At 66.5% G+C, this 18771-nt stretch carries 14 protein-coding genes; 2 read left to right on the top strand and 12 right to left on the bottom strand.

Features of this window, described 5'->3' with window-relative positions; translation table 11 throughout:
• Positions 1–23 precede the first annotated feature (23 nt).
• A complete protein-coding gene (locus B2246_RS16760; protein ID WP_411431807.1) occupies positions 24–311 on the bottom strand; it encodes a hypothetical protein in 288 nt (95 codons plus the stop codon).
• 322 nt (positions 312–633) lie between these two features.
• Between B2246_RS16760 and B2246_RS16755 the strand changes: the two genes are divergently transcribed.
• Positions 634–1515 (top strand): DODA-type extradiol aromatic ring-opening family dioxygenase, encoded by an 882-nt coding sequence (locus tag B2246_RS16755; protein WP_035884420.1) that lies wholly within the window; start codon positions 634–636, stop codon positions 1513–1515.
• A 17-nt stretch (positions 1516–1532) separates the two neighbouring features.
• Here the strand turns inward: B2246_RS16755 and B2246_RS16750 are convergent, their stop codons facing one another.
• The 5 genes from B2246_RS16750 to B2246_RS16730 form a co-directional block, all read right to left on the bottom strand.
• On the bottom strand, positions 1533–2735 hold the full coding sequence (locus B2246_RS16750; RefSeq protein WP_286882614.1) for an MFS transporter: 1203 nt from the start codon (positions 2733–2735) through the stop codon (positions 1533–1535).
• A 76-nt stretch (positions 2736–2811) separates the two neighbouring features.
• The gene (locus B2246_RS16745) at positions 2812–4065 is read right to left on the bottom strand and encodes an MFS transporter (RefSeq protein ID WP_286882613.1); all 1254 of its coding nucleotides are present in this window, start codon (positions 4063–4065) and stop codon (positions 2812–2814) included.
• Between the two features lie 110 nt (positions 4066–4175).
• Positions 4176–4586 (bottom strand): VOC family protein, encoded by a 411-nt coding sequence (locus B2246_RS16740; RefSeq protein WP_286882612.1) that lies wholly within the window; start codon positions 4584–4586, stop codon positions 4176–4178.
• Positions 4587–4620: 34 nt separating this feature from the next.
• Positions 4621–5040, bottom strand: coding sequence for a GNAT family acetyltransferase (locus B2246_RS16735; protein ID WP_008646482.1), 420 nt, complete (start codon positions 5038–5040; stop codon positions 4621–4623).
• Between the two features lie 134 nt (positions 5041–5174).
• Entirely contained in the window at positions 5175–8768 is a 3594-nt protein-coding gene (locus B2246_RS16730; protein WP_035884359.1) for an indolepyruvate ferredoxin oxidoreductase family protein, read from the bottom strand.
• A gap of 307 nt (positions 8769–9075) precedes the next feature.
• On the opposite strand from B2246_RS16730, the gene B2246_RS16725 reads away from it, so the two are divergent.
• Positions 9076–10362, top strand: a complete 1287-nt coding sequence (locus B2246_RS16725) for an NYN domain-containing protein (protein ID WP_286882611.1) — start codon at positions 9076–9078, stop codon at positions 10360–10362.
• Between the two features lie 134 nt (positions 10363–10496).
• Here the strand turns inward: B2246_RS16725 and gspF are convergent, their stop codons facing one another.
• The 6 genes from gspF to gspL form a co-directional block, all read right to left on the bottom strand.
• Entirely contained in the window at positions 10497–11714 is a 1218-nt protein-coding gene (gspF, locus tag B2246_RS16720) for a type II secretion system inner membrane protein GspF (RefSeq protein ID WP_035884357.1), read from the bottom strand.
• A 20-nt stretch (positions 11715–11734) separates the two neighbouring features.
• The gene (gene gspE, locus B2246_RS16715; RefSeq protein ID WP_411860086.1) at positions 11735–13210 is read right to left on the bottom strand and encodes a type II secretion system ATPase GspE; all 1476 of its coding nucleotides are present in this window, start codon (positions 13208–13210) and stop codon (positions 11735–11737) included.
• 77 nt (positions 13211–13287) lie between these two features.
• Entirely contained in the window at positions 13288–15636 is a 2349-nt protein-coding gene (gspD, locus tag B2246_RS16710; protein ID WP_035884356.1) for a type II secretion system secretin GspD, read from the bottom strand.
• Between the two features lie 34 nt (positions 15637–15670).
• A complete protein-coding gene (locus B2246_RS16705) occupies positions 15671–16477 on the bottom strand; it encodes a type II secretion system protein N (protein ID WP_008647888.1) in 807 nt (268 codons plus the stop codon).
• Positions 16477–17031, bottom strand: a complete 555-nt coding sequence (locus tag B2246_RS16700; protein ID WP_008647890.1) for a type II secretion system protein M — start codon at positions 17029–17031, stop codon at positions 16477–16479. Before B2246_RS16700 ends, B2246_RS16705 begins: the two co-directional genes overlap by 1 nt.
• A gap of 8 nt (positions 17032–17039) precedes the next feature.
• Positions 17040–18569, bottom strand: coding sequence for a type II secretion system protein GspL (gene gspL, locus B2246_RS16695; protein ID WP_286882609.1), 1530 nt, complete (start codon positions 18567–18569; stop codon positions 17040–17042).
• Positions 18570–18771 lie beyond the last annotated feature (202 nt).

The following is an 18771-nucleotide window of genomic DNA, read 5'->3' as shown; positions in this document are numbered from 1 at the left end:
GATTCCTTACATCAGCGAAGCCGTCAGCCCGGGCGATGGCCGTGATGGGGCGCGTGTTGCCCGGCGGCGGGGCGCTCGTCCCCTGTCGGGGCGACCTTGCGGTCCGGAAGGTTGGGTTTCTTGCGTGTGAACCAGAGCCAGACTGCGCTCGCGAGCCAGCCTGTGACGAATACCGTGTCGCCCGCATGGTTGAACAGCGCGCTGGCGTAGGGGGTGCTGAAGACACTGGCGAGCGCGTCGGCGGGCAATCGTGCGACGATCCAGAGCAGCACGGCGGGGACGCTGCCGTAAACGCCGGGCTGCCACCACAAGGCGTGCGGCAGGGCGTGCAGGGGATCGAAATGCTTGGCCACGGGGTTCTCCAGCCGATGCCCGGCACGTTGTCTGGGGCGCAGGGGCATCGTGTTCCCCATCATAGGCCGATTCGGCTTGCGCCTGTCGGCGGTGCGGCCGGATCCCCTATGTGCTGTGTGCGTTATCCAACGCTCGCGCCCGGCGCGCGGATGGTCGGCGCAGGTCTTGTTGAAGTTTTTTGCACGAGGTGTCCGTAATTGGCCTGCGTCAGCGCCAGCATTCTTTGCCAGACTTGAGGCATCGCACAAATTCGCTGAACGGCAACTCGCCATGAACACCATGCTTCCCGTCCTCTACGTGTCCCACGGATCCCCCATGCTCGCGATCGACCCAGGCCCGACCGGCGCCGCCTTCGACGCGCTCGGTGTCCGCCTGCGCGCGCTCAAGCCCAAGGCCGTGCTGGTGATTTCCGCGCACTGGATCTACAGCACGCTGGCAGTCAGCACGCGCAGCCAGCAAGAGGCATGGCACGACTTCGGCGGCTTTCCGCGCGAGCTCTACACGTTGCGCTATGACGCGCCGGGCTCGCCCGAACTTGCCGGCCGCGTGAAGGCGCTGGTCGAGGCGGCTCAGATCCCGGGTGCCGGGTTTGTCTGCGAGGATGAAGAGCGTCCGCTTGACCACGGCGCCTGGATGCCGCTGCGTCACTTCTTCCCGGATGCCGACGTCCCCGTGGTCCAGCTCGCTTTCAACCCGTACCTGCCTCCGGCCACGCAGATCGATATCGGCCGCGCACTGGCGCCGCTGCGCGAGGAAGGCGTGCTTGTGATCGGTTCGGGCAGCTTCACGCACAACCTGCGCGAAGTGTTTGGGGCGGGCGAACGCAAGGCGCAGCACGGCCCGGCGACCGAGCCGTACGTCGATGCCTTCCGCGACTGGATGAGCGGCGCGCTGGACGAGGCGCTGGCCACCGGCGACGTCAGCCGCATCGCGGACTATCGTGCCCAGGCACCGTTCGCCCGTCGCGCGCATCCGACGGACGAGCACCTGTTGCCGTTCTACGTGGCGCTGGGCGCCGCGATCGGTCCAGCCTCCGTGGCCGCAGGGTCGGCGCGGGTGGACCGCGTGGCCGATGAGGTCACCTATGGCGTGCTGGCGATGGACACGTTCGTCTTCGATGGCATCGGCACAGGTCATGCGCCGCTGCAGAAGGCGGCCTGAGCCTGCCGGGTGTCGAATCAGGTGGTGAGATAGCGGCGTGCCGCCTTCGCGCCGAACAGGGCGATGTAGCCCATCGTTAGCGCCACCACCGTGATGCCGATACGCAGGTCCGAGAGGTGCGCGACGCCGCCGATCAGCACGGGCCCGAGCAGCAGGCCCACATAGGCGAAGCGCGCTACGCGCGCAATCGCCTCCGCCGCGGCTACGCCGGGCAGGCGCGACGCGGCGGCGAAGAAGATCGGCACCATGTTCGCGGCGCCGAGCCCCATCAGCCCGAAGCCGATCAACGCGGCCAGCGGCAACGGCACGGCGATGGCCAGCACGATGCCGGCAAAGCCAAGCCAGGCGCTGCCGGTCAGCGTCCGCGCATCGCCGAAACGGGCACGCAGGCGGTCACCGCCGAAGCGACCGCAGGCCATACCCCCCGAGAACGCCGCATACCCGAAGCTGACCCAGCCCAGCGGCGCCACGGCCACGTCACGCATGTAGACGCTGGTCCAGTCGTACATCGCCCCTTCACCCACCAGCCCCAGGAACGCCATCAGGCCCAGCAGCCATAACGCGCGCGACGCGTGTTCGCGGTGATGGTCGGCGGTGGGCAGCACCGGATGATCGGCCAGCAGCCCCGGCGTCATGCCGATTGCCACGCCCGCCGTCAGTGCGGCAATCAGCGCCGCGTGCACCAGCGGCGGCACGCCAAGCGACAGCATGAGCCCGCCGAACGCCGCGCCGATCATCCCACCCAGGCTGAACATGCCGTGCAGCGCGGACATCACCGGACGTGTGCGGCTGGCCTCCACAATCGCGGCCTGCGCGTTCATGCCGACGTCAAACGCGGCGTTGGCCATGCCGAATATCAGCAACGTGGGCAGCAGCAGGGCAAAGCTCGGCATGGCGATGATTGCCAGCGTGAGCAGCGCGAAGGCGACGCCGCCGATCATCGAGGCGCGCGCGCTGCCGAGCCGGCCCACCCAGCGGCCAACCGGGCCCATGGCGACGATGGCGCCAGCGGCCACGGCCAGCATGGCGAACGACAGCATGGCATCGGACAGGCCGAAACGTGCCTTGATCGTGGGGATATGGACACCCCAGGTGGCAAATGTGGCGCCGTTGGCAAAGAACAGCGCCATGGTGCCGCGTGTGGCACGGGAGACTGCCGAGGGCGACGGGGGCGGAGCGGTTTCGCTACGGGCGGGTGATTCGATCGAGTATTCGGACATCAGGTACTACCAGACAGCAAGGAGACAACAAAGAGACAGCAAAGCAATGAATTGACGCAATAACGCAGCGCTGTCGCTACGCGGGGGCCGCGCCGGCACGCAGCAGGCCACGCTGATGCAGCGCGAACGCAAAGGCGGCCAGCGCGCCGATGGATAGCGCCACCATGACCCACAGCATCAGCCAGTAGCCGCCGGCGGCACGCCAGAGCAGGGCGCCGAACCACGGCGCGGCGGCCTGCATCAGCAACACAGGGGTCATCATTAACCCATTCAGCGTTGCATAGTGATGACGCGAGATCAGTTCGGGCATGGCCATCGCGCGCAGCATCGTGTTGACGCCGTTGGCGCAGCCGTAGCAGATCGCCGCGAACATCAGCCAGTAGCCGTTGCCCAGCGCCAGACAGGCCAGGCCGATGGTCATCACGATGTAGACCGGCATCGACAGCCGCACCGGGTGATCAATCGGCAGCCGCGCCATGACGAGCCGCCCGGCTACCTGCGCGGGCCCGATCAGCGCGGCCACGATCAGTTGCTGCGCGATGGGCATCCCCTTCTCCGTCAGCATCGGAATCAGGTGGGCGCCGAGTAGCGAGGCGATCACCGCTGTGGCTGTGAACGCCAGCACCACGCACCAGAATACCGGCTGGCGCAGCGTCGCGCGGGCGATGCCGGAGGACGCCGCGCCAGCCAGCGGTGTGCCGCTGTGGGTGCCGGCATGGGCGTAGCTGGGATGCACCGCGTAGCGCAACCGCGCGTGCAATGGTGCGCAGACGAACAGGTTCAGCGCGGCAAAGACGACCAGCGTCTCGCGCCAGCCCAGATGGAGCACCAGCCACTGCGCCAGCGGGATGAAGATCGTGCTGGCGAAGCCCGCAAGCAGCGTCACATGGACGATCGGCTTCTGGTAGCCGTCCCCCCAGGCCTGACGCAGGACCACGAAGGCCGGCTCATACAGCGTCGACGCCATGGCCAGCCCGAGCGGAATCCACATCAGCAGGAATACCGCTGGCGACGGGCACCACGCCCAGAGCAGCAGTCCGATGGCGGCCAGCACCGAGCCCGTGCCCATGACCTTGCGTGCCGGCACGCGGTCCAGCAGCCGGCCCACTGCGAACGAGCACATCGCCCAGACCAGCAGCCCCAGCGAAAATCCGCCCGCCAGGAATGGTTTGCCGTACCCGAGGGACTGGCGCATCGGTTCGATGAACACGGTGAAAGCAAAGTACAGCGTTCCCCAACTGATGATCTCGGTGATGCCGAGTGTCCAGACGATCTGGCGGGGTGGCAGTGCCGGGCCACCGGCAGGATGGGGGGCGGAAGGAGCGTTCATGGCGCGCCCGACGCAGATTTGGGGGGCGCCGGTGGCGAAGCTTGATCGATGAAGCGAAGATTGTATCGGTCCGCCCGTGCCAGCGGGAAGCCACTTTCCGGGGGGATCCCTTAGTCCGGGGTCGCCGGTCCTTTCAGCTCGACGGTATTGCCGTCCGGGTCCTTCACGTAGATCGACGGCCCGCGGCCCTCTGCGCCAAATCGCTGCTCGACCGGACTTGCATCAATATGAAGAATATTTAGATGCATAAAAATGGCTTTCTCATCGAACGGATCGATGCGAAGGCAGAAGTGATCGAGGTTGCGGCCCTCCGGGCCGGGTCCGGCCCCACCAGCCTGCCCAAGCGGGCCATCGAGCGAAATCAGATCGATCAGTCCGCCGCCGGCGCGCAACTGGGTCAGGCCGAAGGCGGGCTGCTCGCGCTCGATGGTGCAGCCAAGCACGTCAACGTAGAAGCGCACGAGGCGGGGGACATCGGCGGTGCGCAGCACCAGATGGTCGATACCGCGGATCTTCAGCATGGCGAGTTGCGCTGACCGGAGGGTCACCAGGGAATCATTGATCGGGGATCAGCCGCTTGCCCAGGCTGACCGCGGCGTCACGGGTGTAGCCAAGTTCGTTGTAGAACGCCAGCACGGCGTCGTTGCCTTCGCGCACCAGCAGGTTGATCTTCGGGCAGCCGCGCTCGATCAGCAGCGCCTCGGCGTGTGCCATCAGCATACGCCCATAGCCACGGCCCTGATGGGCGGGGTCCACGGCCAGGTAGTAGACCCAACCGCGATGCCCGTCGAACCCAACCATGGCCGACGCGCGCACATGTCCTTCCACATCGCCGATCAGGAACATCTCCGGCTGCTCGGTCATCTTGCGGGCGATGTCGCGGTGCGGATCGTTCCACGGGCGTGTCAGCCCGCAGGCTTTCCACAGGGCGATGACATCGGCTTCGTCGGTGGGGTTGTAGGGGCGGATTTGCATGGGAATGCCGGGAGTGTGTCGGCCTGCCAGTGTAGCGCCGGCCACGCTATGACACGTCAAGGCACGTCAAGGCACGCCCGGAAGCAAAAACGGCGCGGGATTCACTCCCGCGCCGCCGTTCTGCTCCGTCGCAATCAGGCTGCCTGCTGCCCCGCCTGCGGATTGCGGAACTGGGCGAGCAGCTTTTCCCACCGGCCGCGCGCCGCCTTGAGGTTGTTTTCCTTCACATGACCGAACCCGCGAATATCGTCGGGCAAGTTCGCCAGCGCCACTGCCGTATCGTGGTTGGCCGCGCTCAGACCCTTCGACAGCTCGTCGAGCAGCGAACGATACTCACCGATCAGCGCGCGTTCCGTGCGACGCTCCTCGGTCTTGCCGAAGATGTCGAGCGGTCCGCCGCGCAGGCCCTTGAGCCTGGCCAGCATACGGAACAGCGTCATGGTCGACGGGCCGAAGCGGCGCTTGACCAGATGACCCTTGTCATCGCGCTTGGCCGTGGTCGGCGGCGCGAGCCAGAAGTTCAGCTGATAGTCACGGCCCGGCTCGCCTTCGAACTGCGCGCGCAGCTTGTCCAGGAAGATGGGGTCGGTGTACAGGCGCGCGACTTCATACTCGTCCTTGTACGCCATCAGCTTGGCCAGGTTGCGTGCCGCGGCTTCCGTCAGCGGCAGCGGCTTGCCGGCGCCCACCAGCGCGCTTTCCGCCGCGCGCACGCGATTCACCGCGTCGCGATACTGCTCGGCGTAGGCCGCGTTCTGGTACTTCGTCAGCAGGTCGACGCGATTGGCGATCAGCTTCTCCAGCAGCGCGCCCGACGACGTCGGCAGCTTCACCACATCCGCGCCTTCCGTCTGCGTCTTGAGCTTGCCGGTGAGCGACAGCACGTGATCGGGGTCGTGCGCCATGTGGCGGCCCCAGTCGAATGCGGCTTTGTTCTTGTCGACCGAGACACCGTTCAGTTCGATCGCACGCACCAGCGCTTCGAGCGATAGCGGAATCCAGCCCTTCTGCCACGCGTAGCCCAGCACCAGCGGGTTCGTGTAGATCGCGTCACCAAGCAGCGCCACGGCCAGCGCGCTGGCGTTGATGAAGTCGCAGGCTTCGCCGACCGCATTGCGGATGTCCTGCTCGGCGGACAGGCCCGGGAACTGCCACTTCGGGTCCTTGATGAACGCGGCGGTCGGGGTTTGCGCCGTGTTGACCACGGCACGCGTGCGGCCCGTCTGCGTCTTCGAGATGACCTCGTCGGTGGCCGACACGATGGCGTCGCAACCGATCACGAGGTCGGCCTCGCCCATCGCGATGCGCGTGGCGTGCAGGTCATCCGGCTTGGCCGCGATCTGCACATGCGACAGCACGGCGCCACCTTTCTGCGCCAGGCCGGCCATGTCGAGCACCGTCACCCCCTTGTTCTCCAGGTGCGCCGCCATGCCGAGCAGGCCGCCGATCGTCACCACGCCGGTACCGCCCACGCCGGTCACGAGGATGCCGTACGAACGGCGCATCGTCGGCAGCACGGGTTCGGGCAGCGCGGGCAGTCCGCCCATCGACATGCCGGTGGCCTGAGGCTTGCGCACCTGCGCGCCTTCGGCCGTGACGAAGCTCGGGCAGAAGCCGTTCACGCACGAGAAGTCCTTGTTGCACGACGACTGGTTGATCTGGCGCTTGGTGCCGAGTTCGGTCTCCAGCGGTTCCACCGAGAGGCAGTTCGACTTGACCGAGCAGTCGCCGCAGCCTTCGCACACGGCGTCGTTGATGAACGCGCGGCGTGCCGGATCGGGGAACGTGCCGCGCTTGCGGCGGCGACGCTTCTCCGTGGCGCAGGTCTGGTCGTAGATCAGGATCGTGCAGCCAGGCACCTCGCGCAGCTCGCGCTGGATGTTGTCGAGTTCCTCGCGTGGATGCACGGTCAGACCCTCGGGCAGCTTGATCGCGCTGTTGTACTTCTCGGGCTGGTCCGTGACGATGACGATTTTCTTCGCGCCCTCGGCGGCCACCTGGAAAGCGATGTCCTGCACCGAAAGCTGACCGTCGACGGGTTGGCCGCCGGTCATCGCCACCGCGTCGTTGTAGAGGATCTTGTAGGTGATGTTCACACCGGCCGAGATCGACGCGCGGATCGCCAGCAGGCCGGAGTGGAAGTACGTGCCGTCGCCCAGGTTGGCGAACACGTGGTTGTCGCCGGCAAACGGCGCCTGGCCGATCCACGCCACGCCTTCGCCGCCCATCTGGCTGAACGTGCTGGTGTTGCGGTCCATCCAGACCGTCATGTAGTGGCAGCCGATGCCGGCCAGCGCGCGCGAACCCTCGGGCACGTTGGTCGACGTGTTGTGCGGACAGCCCGAGCAGAACCACGGTTTGCGCTCGGCGGTCACGCGCGGCGTGGCCAGCGCTTTTTCCTTCGCCTGGATCAGGGCCAGCCGCGCCTCGATGCGCGCGCGGATGTCGCTGGGCAGGTCGAACTTCTCAAGCCGCGTGGCGATGGCCTTGGCGATGATCGCCGGGGACAGCTCGTAGTGCGCCGGCAGCAGCCAGTTGTTCTGCGGGATCGACCATTCGCCGCCCGCGTTGTCCTTCTCGTCGAATTTGCCGTAGACCTTGGGACGCACGTCGTCGCGCCAGTTGTACAGCTCTTCCTTGAGCGCGTACTCCATGATCTGGCGCTTTTCTTCGACGACCAGAATTTCATGCAGGCCCTCGGCGAACGCACGCGCGCCATGCGCTTCGAGCGGCCACACGCAGCCCACCTTGTAGAGCCGGATGCCGATGCGGGCGCAGGTCTCGTCGTCCAGCCCCAGGTCGGACAGTGCCTGGCGCGTGTCGAGATAGGCCTTGCCAGCGGTCATGATGCCGAAGCGAGCGTGCGGTGAATCGATCTCGATGCGATCGATCTTGTTGGCGCGCACATAGGCCAGCCCCGCATACCACTTGTAGTCGAGCAGGCGGGCTTCCTGTTCCAGCGGCGGGTCCGGCCAGCGGATATTCAGGCCGCCCTGGGGCAGCGCGAAGTCATCGGGCAGAACGATCTGCACGCGGTGCGGGTCGAGTTCGACCGATGCCGAAGATTCCACCACATCGGTCACGCACTTCATGGCCACCCATAGACCCGAGTAGCGGCTCATCGCCCAGCCATGCAGGCCGTAGTCCAGGTACTCCTGCACGTTCGACGGGTAGAGCACGGGCAGGCCGCAGGCCTTGAAGATATGCTCGGACTGGTGCGCAAGCGTGGAGGACTTGGCCGAGTGATCGTCACCGGCCAGCACCAGCACGCCGCCGTGCCGGCTGGAGCCGGCCGAATTGGCGTGCTTGAAGACGTCGCCGGTGCGGTCGACACCCGGACCCTTGCCGTACCACATGCCGAACACGCCATCGAACTTGGCATCCGGATACATGTTGACCTGCTGCGATCCCCAGACGGAGGTGGCGGCAAGGTCTTCGTTCAGGCCGGCCTGGAACACGACGTTGTGCGCCGCAAGGTGCTTCTTGGCTTTCCAGAGCGACTGGTCGAGCGCGCCGAGCGGGGAGCCGCGGTAGCCGGAGATGAAGCCTGCGGTATTCAGGCCGGAGGCGCGGTCGCGTTCCTGCTGCAGCATCGGAAGACGTACCAGTGCCTGCGTGCCGCTGATGTAGATGCGGCCGCGTTCCAGCGTGTACTTGTCTTCGAGGGAAACGTTTTCGAGCGCGCGACGGATGGCGTCGCTGACCGGAGGGGTCAGTGGGGCATTCATTTGTGCTCCTCTAGGGGCATCCTGTCGGGATCACCGACACATTAGTTGTGGGCAGCCGTTCGCAGTCTCTTTTGGAGCCATTGGACGACCGTGTCTCTGCGCGGCATGGTAGCACCGGCGTGCAGGCCGCGGTACCGTGCGATGCAGCATAAATCGCGCCCGGGACCCCCGTGATTTCCCGTATACGCATACGCCACACGTGTACACTGCGGTGCATCCAAACGGCGCACGCGCGAGCCACGATGTAGACCGCGCGCCACCACGGCGTATCCTGTCGTGGTGCAACCCGCCCCATCCAACTCCGACCATGACCAATACTCCTCGCCAGGGCGCGACCCTGGCCGTGCTGATCGATGCCGACAACGCGGCGCCCGCCATCGTCGAAGGCCTGCTGGCCGAAGTGGCCAAGTACGGCGTTGCCGCCGTCAAGCGTATCTACGGCGACTGGACGCGTCCTAACCTCTCGGGCTGGAAGGACCGCCTGCTGGCGCACTCGATCCAGCCGATCCAGCAGTTCCGCTACACCGTGGGCAAGAACGCCACCGACAGCGCGATGATCATCGACGCGATGGACCTGCTCTACACGGGCCGCTTCGACGGGTTCTGCATCGTCTCCAGCGATAGCGATTTCACGCGTCTGGCATCGCGCATCCGCGAACAGGGCCTGACCGTCTACGGTTTTGGCGAGCGCAAGACGCCGAAACCGTTCGTGACGGCGTGCGACAAGTTCATCTACTCCGATGTGCTGCGTGCGGAAGCCGATTCGGATTCCGACTCCGAGACCGGGAGCGCGCCGGCACGCAAGCGCACGACCCAGGAACTGCGTCAGGATTCGCGCCTGGTGCGGCTGCTGCAGAGCGCGTCGCAGGCCGTGTCCGACGAGGATGGCTGGTCCACGCTCGGTGGCATCGGCAACTACATCGCCAAGCAGGCCCCGGAATTCGATTCGCGTAACTATGGCTACGGCAAGCTTTCGGAGCTGGTGACAGCGACGAACCTGTTCGAGGTGGAAACGCGCAACGGCGGCAATAACAAGACCCTCTGGGTGCGGCTGAAGAAGCGCAACAAGGGTGAGGGTGGTGGGCAGCCGCAGCCGGCGCAACCGCAGCAGCAGGCGCAGTCGTCCCAGCCGTCCCAGTCGCAGCAGCCATCGCAGCAAGCCCAGCCACAGCAGCAGCGTCCGGCCCCGGCACCCGCACGACACGTGCCGCCAGCGCCCGAACCCGTGGCAGTCGTCGTACCGGCAATCGAGCCCGCTCGAGTGACGGAAGAGGAAGATGACGACGACGCAGCCGGTTCCGCCTCGACGCTGATTCAGGAGGCCGTGGAGGTCTCCACCGAGAGGCCGAAGGCGGGCGGCAAGCGCGGCAAGCGTCCCGATGTCACGCTGAGCGATACCCCGTGGCCGATCGACCAGTCGGTGTTCTCGGCACCCGGCGCGACTGTGCTGTCGGCACAGGTAGACGTGCCCGAGGAGACGAAGGCGGAAGCGCCTGCGGAGGAAGCCAAGAAACCGGCGAAGAAGAAGCCTGCGGCAAAGAAGGCCGCACCGCGCAAGCGGGCGCCGGCGAAGAAGGCGGCTGCGGCGGAGTAAGCGTCGTCGTGGTCTGAGGTCTCTGTCCTCTCCCGCACGCAGGAGAGGACGAGAACCGCGTGCAGATTCAACGCAATCTGTTTGTTCCTCTCTCCCTTGTGCGGGAGAGCGTCAGCGCGTCAATAACTGACGCGCTATCTGACCAGCTGATTGATCTCGATGATCGGCATCAGCACGGCCAGCACGATCATCAGCACCACCACACCCATCGTCAGAATCAGCAGCGGCTCAAGCAGACTGGTCAGGAACAGCGTGCGGCGCTCCAGTTCCTGGCCCTCGCCGGTGGCTGCGCGGTCGAGCATCGTCGGCAGGTTGCCGGTGGCCTCGCCGGACCGGATCAGGTGCACCAGCACCGGGGGAAACTGGTTCTGCGCAGCCAGCGCGCGCGCCAGCGATGCGCCTTCGCGCACACGCGTGGTGGCGTCCTCGACGTTGGCCTTGAGCGCCTGATTGGTCAGTGTTTCTCCGGCGGCCTGCAGGCTGCGCAGGATCGGCACGCCGGCCGATACGAGAATCGACAGCGTGCTGGCGAAGCGCGCCGTGTTGTACCCGCGAATCAGCTTGCCGACCAGCGGCGCGGTCAGTAGCCAGCGGTGCCATGCCAGACGAACGTCTGGCTGCTTCAGCAGGCTGCGAATGATTGCAGCGACCGCGGCGATGACACCCAGCGCGGCCCACCACCAGTTACGCACGAAATCCGACAGCGCCAGCATGATCACTGTCAGCGTGGGCAGCTTCTGCTTGGTATTGGCAAACACGCTGACCACCTGCGGCACCACATACGACAGCAGGAAGATCACGATCGCGAACGCCACCACCGTGACGATGGCCGGGTACGTGAATGCGAGCCGGATTTTCGAAGTCAGCGTGTTGCGCGTCTCGATGTAGGTGGCCAGCCGTTCGAGCACCATGCCGAGGTGGCCAGAATGTTCACCGGCTGAAACCAGCGCGCGGTAGATGTCCGGAAAGTCCTTGGGATGCTGGGCCAGCGCCACGGAGAGCGAGCTGCCGCCCATGACTTCGGCGCGGATGCCCGCAAGGAGCTCATGCACGTACTGGCGCTCGGCCTGGTCCGCAAGTGCGCCCAGGGCTTCGTCGAGCGGCAGGCCCGACACGATCAGGCTGGCGAGCTGGCGCGTGAACAGCGCCTGCTCCTGCGTCGACAGCCGGCGCACGAACGCGCTGCTGCCGCTGCGCTTGGCCAGCCCCGCGCCGGCCAGCGGGTCAACGATGATCGGCGTCAGCCCGCGAGCGCGAAGCTGCGCGCGCGCCTGCTTTGGACTGTCGGCCTCGATGACGCCGCGATCTGCACGGCCGGCGGCGTCGGCGGCTTCATAGCGATAGGCGGGCATGCTGCGCGGGCTCCTTCGCTCTAGTCGCGCGACACGCGCAGCACTTCTTCAAGCGAAGTGGCGCCGCTGTCGATCCAGCGCTGCGCATCACCGCGCATCGTGTGCATGCCCTTGGCCAGCGCCCGCTGCTTGATCTCGGACTCGGCCTGCTGGCGGTGGATCATCGTCTGGATTTCGGCATCGACAGTCAGCAGTTCATACACACCCATACGGCCCTGATAGCCGGAATTTCCGCACTTGTCGCAACCAACCGGGTGCCATACGCGCTGCAGTGGCTTGCCGTCGGCATGAAGCGTCTCGGATTCGCCCGGTGTGACTTCGATGACTTCCTCGCGCTTGCAGTGCGGGCAGAGACGGCGCACCAGTCGCTGCGCCAGTACGCCGATCAGCGACGACGAAAGCAGGAACGGCTCGATGCCCATGTCGACCAGACGGGTCACGGCCGAGGCCGAATCGTTGGTGTGCAGCGTGGCCAGCACGAGGTGGCCGGTCAGCGATGCCTGCACCGCGATCTGTGCGGTTTCGAGGTCGCGGATTTCACCGATCATGACCACGTCCGGGTCCTGACGCAGAATCGCGCGCAGGGCCTTCGCAAAGGTCATGTCGATGCGCGCGTTGACCTGCGTCTGGCCGATGCCGTCGAGATCGTATTCGATCGGATCCTCGACGGTCATGATGTTGGTCGTATGGGAGTCCAGCCGCGATAGCGCCGCGTACAGCGTCGTGGTCTTGCCCGAACCCGTGGGTCCGGTCACCAGCACAATGCCGTGCGGCTGGCGAATCAGGTCATCGAAGCTGGCCAGCGTCGAGCGAGCCATACCGAGCTTGGCCAGATCGAGGCGGCCCGCTTCCTTGTCGAGCAGACGCAGCACCGCGCGCTCGCCGTGTCCGGTCGGCAGCGTGGATACGCGCACGTCCACCGGTCGTCCGCCCACGCGCAGCGTGATGCGGCCATCCTGCGGCAACCGTTTCTCGGCGATGTCGAGCTGCGCCATGATCTTGATCCGCGAGATCAGGGCGCCATGCAGCGCCTTCTTCGGACGCACCACGTCGCGCAGCGTGCCATCCACGCGGAAACGCACGACCGACGACGACTCGAACGGCTCGATGTGGATATCGGAGGCCTGCTCGCGCGCGGCCTGCGTCAGCAGCGCATTGATCATGCGGATGATTGGCGCATCGTCCTCGGACTCGAGCAGGTCTTCCACGGCCGGGATGTCCTGCATCAGGCGCGACAGATCGACTTCGCCTTCCACCTCGCCCACCACCTGCGCGGCGGTGCCGTCCTGGCGGTTATAGGCATCGGACATCGCAGCCTCGAGTTCGGCCTGTTCCAGCACGCGCAGATGCAACGCGCCGTGCACGCGCGTCACCTCGGCCAGCGCGGCCGGAGAGGTCTTGCGGCTGACCCAGACTTCGAGTCCGTCGGGGCGCTGGTGCGCGATCAGCAGCGGCGCTTCGCGCGAGAACGTGTACGAGACCAGCCGCGCCGCCATCGGCGACGGGGCTTCGAGTGGCGTTTCTGTCGCGGCGGGTGCCGTCACTGGCGTATCGGTTGCCATGATGTTCAACCTTACGCGCCCTGGCCGGAAGTGGTCTGCGAGAGCGGCCGCTGCACCGGCTGCGGCACGGTCTGCGGCGCGGGTGCGGACGTCGACGGTTGTCCCGGCGCAAGGGGCACCGGGCCGGGCACCGGACCGTTGTAGCGCGGGTCGACGAACGGCGCGGTCGGCGCATCGGCCGGCGGCAGCACCGGTGTGTTCAGCTCGCGGACCACCATGTTCGGCGAGACGAAGTTCTGCTGCTGGCCGCGGATGAAGTCGTAGCGATCCTGTGTCAGGCGATCCGTGGCGGTGGTGGTGCGCATCACGTAGGGGCGCAGGAACACCAGCAGATTGGTCTTCGAACGGGTCTTGTTCTCGTAGCGGAACAACGAGCCGAGGTAGGGGATGTCACCGAGCAGCGGCACCTTCTGAACGTTGTCGCCGTAGTTGTCCTCGATCAGGCCGCCCAGCACGATGATCTGGCCATCGTCCACCAGCACATTGGTTTCGATCGATCGCACGTTCGTGGTGGGGCCCTGCGGGTTGGTGAGCGTACCGGGCGCCACTTGCGAAGACTCCTGGTAGATCTGCATCTTGACCAGGCCGCCTTCGGAAATCTGTGGGCGCACGCGCAGTGTGATGCCGACATCCTTGCGGTCGTACGTCTGGAACGGCGTCACCGAGGCCGAACTGCCAGTCTGCGCGTACGATCCGGTGGTGATCGGAATGTTCTGGCCGATGAGGATCTTCGCTTCCTCGTTCTCGAGCGTGATCAGGTTCGGCGTGGACAGCAGGTTCACGCTTGTGTTCTGTCCCAGTGCGTGGAGCAGCGCGCCCAGGCCAATGGCCTTGTTGATCACCCCAAGATTCAGGCCGCCCACATCGGGCACGAGACCACTGATGGCCGCGAGGCCGGCGGTCTTGTTCTGGTTGTAGAGCGCCGCAGCCGCAGTCAGGTTGATGATGTTCTGGCCGCCAGCACCGAAGTTGGTCCCAGCGAAGCCGACGGTGCTGCCGCCCGAATTGATCAGCCCCTGCCACTGGATGCCAAGCTGGCTGTCCAGCGTGCCGCTGACTTCCACGATCATCGATTCGATGTAGACCTGCGCGCGCCGTGCGTCGAGGTCGTCGATCACGCCGCGCAGATTGCGGTACACCGGCTCGCTGGCGGTAATGATCAGCGAGTTTGTCGACGGGTCGGCCTGGACGATGCCGCCCGTGGTCGGCTGCTGGTTGACCGCGAACGATGCGGAAAACGCATTGCTGCCGCCGCTGCCGAAGCTGCTGCCGGAACCACTGCGGTTGTAGTTGCCGGTATTGCCACCGGTGTACTGGCCGCTTTGCGGCAATGAGGTGGATTGCATTGCGGCGCCGCCCGTCGCACCGCCACCGGGTTGCGTCGAGCTGGAGAAGCTGCTGTCCGCCGCGACGATGGCCCGCAGCGTGGCCGCAAGCTTCACGGCGTCGGCATTCCTGAGCGGCACCACCCAGATGTTGCCCGGGCGCGCGAACGGCTGGTCGATCTTCTCGATGAGCTGGCGTGCCTGCTGCACGCGCGCGCGGCTGGAAGCGCGGATCATCAGCGAGTTGCTGCGCGGCTCCGCCACGACGGTCGTGCGCAGGCTCGCGTCGCCCGCGCCGGCGCCACCTGCGGCGGCGGTCGGGTCGAGCAGTTTCTGAAGGACCACTGCCGCATCGCTGGCGATCGCGTTTTTGAGCGGAATCAGTTCCACTTCGCCGGAGGCGGGTGCATCCACCGCGGCGATGATCCGTGCCAGACGGCGCAGATTGTCCGCGTAATCGGTGATGACCAGCGTGTTGTTGGCCGGGTAAGCGGTGATCGTGTTGTTCGGCGCGATCATCGGCCGCAGCACCGGCACCAGGTTGTTGGCCGATTCGTAGTTCAGGCGGAAGACCTGCGTCACGACCTGATCGCCACGGTTGCTGCTGGGACCGACCACCGTGGGCGAGCCCTGCAGTTTGGCATCGGCTTCGGGCACGACCTTGGTAAAGCCGTTGGACTCGACCATCGCGTAACCCTGCATCCGCAGTACGGAACCGAGCGTTTCCAGCGCTTGCGCGCGCGAGACCGGCTGCTCCGTGACCAGATTCACGGTGCCCTTCACGCGCGGATCGATCACGAAGTTCTTGCCGGTGGCCTGACCGACCGCCTTCACCACTGATTCCAGATCGGCGTTGACGAAGTTCAGCACCACCTGGTCACGATTGCTGCGCGAGCCGATGTCGTTCGGTTGCGGTGGCTGCTGGGATGGCTGGGCCCAGAGCGGGGCGGGTGCCAGCAGCGACAGGCCACACAGCAGGACGACGGCGCGGGCGCAGGCGGTACGAAAGACGGGTTGGTTGGCTCGGGTTTTCATCATCGATTCAAGGCGCGCTGCCGAGGACGGGGCCTCAGTAGCGCAGCCTGGTCACATTGTTCTCATGTCGTCCCAGCAGGCTCATCAGGCCTGCCAGCTGGGTGGCCGCTTCGGGGTCGGTATGTGCCGTGCCATCGAAGCGTGCCTGCCGGCCGATCGTGCCGCTGCCCTCCAGGTACAGCGGCCCGGCCGTGGTTTTCAGTTGCAGCGTGCCGTCCGCGCCGGCCAGCTCGACCTCCGCGCGGTAGCTGCCCAACGGGCGCAACCGGCTTACTGCGGCGGACATCTGCTCGAGTTGCATCGTCAGGTGCCCGTACTTCTGGTTGCCGGCGAACTTGCCTTGCAGCGCCGACCAGTCGATACGCATCATGCCGTCGGGACGCAGCGTATTGAAAGGCGCGCCGATGCCCTCGAGCAGTGACGCCGGCAGGCGGATGCTGCCCGGCGTCACGGTCCAGCCCGACGGCGTGACGGCTACCGTCGTCGGCGCGCCCATCGCCTCGCTGTGCGAGACGGTCACGCGGGCCGTGCCCGTGAGCAATGGCCAGAATGCCACGTCCCAGTTCAGGCGCCCCGGCAGTACCGTGGCGGTCTGGCTACCCGTGCCCGCTGACAGCGCCAGCGTGGCGCTGCCGTGCCAGATCGTGCCCGCCGCGTCGGCCAGCAGCACCCGGCGTTGCGTCTCGCCGGCGATGCGTTCGGCCAGCCACGTGGCCGGCATCGACACCAGTACGGTGACGCCGACAGTGGCGACGCAGAGCAACGTCCAGCGCACGCGCCTCCAGCCACGTGACGCGCGGATGCGCCGTCGCGGCAGACGCAGGGCTTCGAGCCGCGCCATCACCGGCCGCCGGTGCCAGGGCCCTGCAGCGTCGCGGTCATGTTGACCAACGCCGTGGCGCCCACATAGCTGATACGTGTATCGGTGACCTTCAGCCGTTGTTGTAGCCGTACGTCCTGCAGCCAACCGGCCACGGACCCGAACGGAACCTTGTCCAACTGTATCTGGACGGCGTTGTCGCCGGTTGTCATCAGGCGCGTGGCCTTCAGCCCGTGCTGCACCAGGCTGTCCTGCAGCGCCTGGGTCAGTGCGTCGCCACGCAGTGACGGGGCACGATTCGCGGACAGGCCGCGTGCTTCCTGCGCCAACGTTTCCATCTCGGCCAGATCCGCACGCAGCACCGGCAGGTTTCGCGTCAGCCGCGCTCCCTCGACCGCGGCCGGCTCCCACAGCAGCAGGTAGCCGAAGACCAGCACGAGCACCACCGCGCCACCGCCGAGGATGGCCTGCTCGCGCGGATTGCGTGCGGTCCAGAATACGTCGAACTGCTCGCGCCACCGATCGGGGACGCGCGGTTTGAAGCGGGCGAGGCGCGTGGCCATGCTGGTTGACATGCCTGATCTCATGATGCCGTCCCGCCTTCCGCCTTCACGGTCCAGTGCGAACCGGTCGGCGTCGGGGCGCCCCCGCTGCGGCTCGCCGCATCGGGCGGGCTTCTGTCTTCATCCATCTGCAGACCGACCTGACGCACGGCGTTCTGCAGTGCGGAGGTGTTGGTGCGGGGCTTGAGCGTCACGTAGAGCGTTGCGGCGCGGTATTCGAGCTGGAGCAGCGCATCGGGCGGCAGATCGCGCGCGGCGCGCGCAAAGCCGTCGGCGAGCGGCAGGAAATCGTTGGGTGTGCTGCGACCGCTGGCCGTGCGCAATTGCTCCACCTGGCGGCGCATCAGCAGTATGGGCTCGGCTACTGGCGGCACGTTCGGGAATGCTGTGTGCAGCAGATCGACCTGAGCCGCCTCCAGACGCTTGGCTTCCTTGCGAAGCGCCAGCCATTGCGCGTTCATGCCGACGATCTGCACGAGCAGGAGCGCGACGACCAGCAGGGCCGGCCAGCGCCATGCGCGCACGTTCCAGCGGTCCATGCGTCCCTGGGCGAACTCGAACTGCGCCAGATCGAGCTGAGGCTGCTGCAGGCATTCCTCGACGCCAGCCAGCCAGATGCGCCAAGTCTCGGAGGCACGCGATGCGTGCATCGGCGGACGCTTGCCTTGTAGCGCCGGTACTGGCGCGTTTGCCAGGGCAGCGCTGTCGCCATGCCATTGGCCGGCCGGCGCCAGGAGCTGCCATGTCGACAGCGCCCGATCATCGAGCAGCAGACCGTAGCCCTCGTACGGGCCGGTACGCACGGTCAATTGCCACAGTCGCGACAGTTCGCCCGGCGCGGGTGCCGCGGTGTCGAGCAACAGCGCCGATTGCGCGAGCGTCGAGGTGGCGCCTTCCACGACCAGCGTGGCGGGTTGTTCGAGACTGGTACCGGCTGTGCCCGCTTCTGTTGGCGCCGACTGCCCAGCAGCACGGGCCGGAGATGCGGGACCATCCGCGGTGGCCAACGCCGGTTCCGGCTCTGGCGCGGGTTCGGGGGCCGTGACCGGGGCAGCGAGCGGCAGGCAAAGCTGGGCGGCCACCACATGGCGGCGGCGATGCTTGTGTTCTGCGAACTGGTCGAGCGCGGCGCGCATCCAGGCACGGTCAGTCACCATCAGCAGGCGGCGGCGTGGGCCACGCGCTGAACCGGCGCCATCGAAGGCCGGCCCCAGGGCGATGTGGCACGGCGCGGCGTCGGTGGCCAGCACGTCCTCGACGAGGTTCGGGAGCGCGAGGCGCATCCGTACTGGCGGCAGAGGCGGGACCATTGCCGCCGTCAGCAGGACATCGCTGGCGGCCACGATCAGCACCAGGCGGTCTGCCGGCGGCATCTCTGACGGCACGGCGTGGCCTTCGCGCAACAGCTCGGGTGCCTGTTCGGCCGCCTGACGGCGATGCTTGTCCCCTACGGGCGTGCGTACCAGCGCAAATGGCATGGCGCCGAACTGCCACGGTTGCGGCTGATCGTGCGGCCGATGCGGCAGGCGGACGTAGAGGGTGGTACTCAAAATTTCCCTGTAATCAGTGGAAAAGTCGCGCGGAAGTCGCCCGACAGGGGCGTCCGGGCGACGCAAATCGTTGCGGGGGATAGCCTGGAGTAGCGGCAGACAGCCGCCCAGGTTCGGCGCAGCAGCATACCTTGCCTGTGTGACTAACTCGCGTCAATAGCGTCCCATCCCAATTTGCAGGCGGCAGAATCTAACTCTGTCG

The organism is Cupriavidus sp. UBA2010, from assembly GCF_002335265.1.
Lineage (GTDB): Bacteria > Pseudomonadota > Gammaproteobacteria > Burkholderiales > Burkholderiaceae > Cupriavidus > Cupriavidus metallidurans.
Note: the sequence above shows the minus strand (reverse complement) of the source record. Positions and strands in the feature narration are given on the sequence as shown.

Excerpts from the sequence above, each read along its gene's own strand:
- B2246_RS16700 (WP_008647890.1), bottom strand. The coding sequence starts at position 17,031 with ATGTCAACCAGCATGGCCACGCGCCTCGCCCGCTTCAAACCGCGCGTC.
- B2246_RS16750 (WP_286882614.1), bottom strand. The coding sequence starts at position 2,735 with ATGTCCGAATACTCGATCGAATCACCCGCCCGTAGCGAAACCGCTCCG.
- B2246_RS16725 (WP_286882611.1), top strand. The coding sequence starts at position 9,076 with ATGACCAATACTCCTCGCCAGGGCGCGACCCTGGCCGTGCTGATCGAT.
- gspD (WP_035884356.1), bottom strand. The coding sequence starts at position 15,636 with ATGAAAACCCGAGCCAACCAACCCGTCTTTCGTACCGCCTGCGCCCGC.
- B2246_RS16735 (WP_008646482.1), bottom strand. The coding sequence starts at position 5,040 with ATGCAAATCCGCCCCTACAACCCCACCGACGAAGCCGATGTCATCGCC.
- B2246_RS16740 (WP_286882612.1), bottom strand. The coding sequence starts at position 4,586 with ATGCTGAAGATCCGCGGTATCGACCATCTGGTGCTGCGCACCGCCGAT.
- B2246_RS16755 (WP_035884420.1), top strand. The coding sequence starts at position 634 with ATGCTTCCCGTCCTCTACGTGTCCCACGGATCCCCCATGCTCGCGATC.
- gspE (WP_411860086.1), bottom strand. The coding sequence starts at position 13,210 with ATGGCGGCGCGGCTGGTCTCGTACACGTTCTCGCGCGAAGCGCCGCTG.
- B2246_RS16705 (WP_008647888.1), bottom strand. The coding sequence starts at position 16,477 with ATGGCGCGGCTCGAAGCCCTGCGTCTGCCGCGACGGCGCATCCGCGCG.
- B2246_RS16745 (WP_286882613.1), bottom strand. The coding sequence starts at position 4,065 with ATGAACGCTCCTTCCGCCCCCCATCCTGCCGGTGGCCCGGCACTGCCA.
- B2246_RS16730 (WP_035884359.1), bottom strand. The coding sequence starts at position 8,768 with ATGAATGCCCCACTGACCCCTCCGGTCAGCGACGCCATCCGTCGCGCG.
- gspF (WP_035884357.1), bottom strand. The coding sequence starts at position 11,714 with ATGCCCGCCTATCGCTATGAAGCCGCCGACGCCGCCGGCCGTGCAGAT.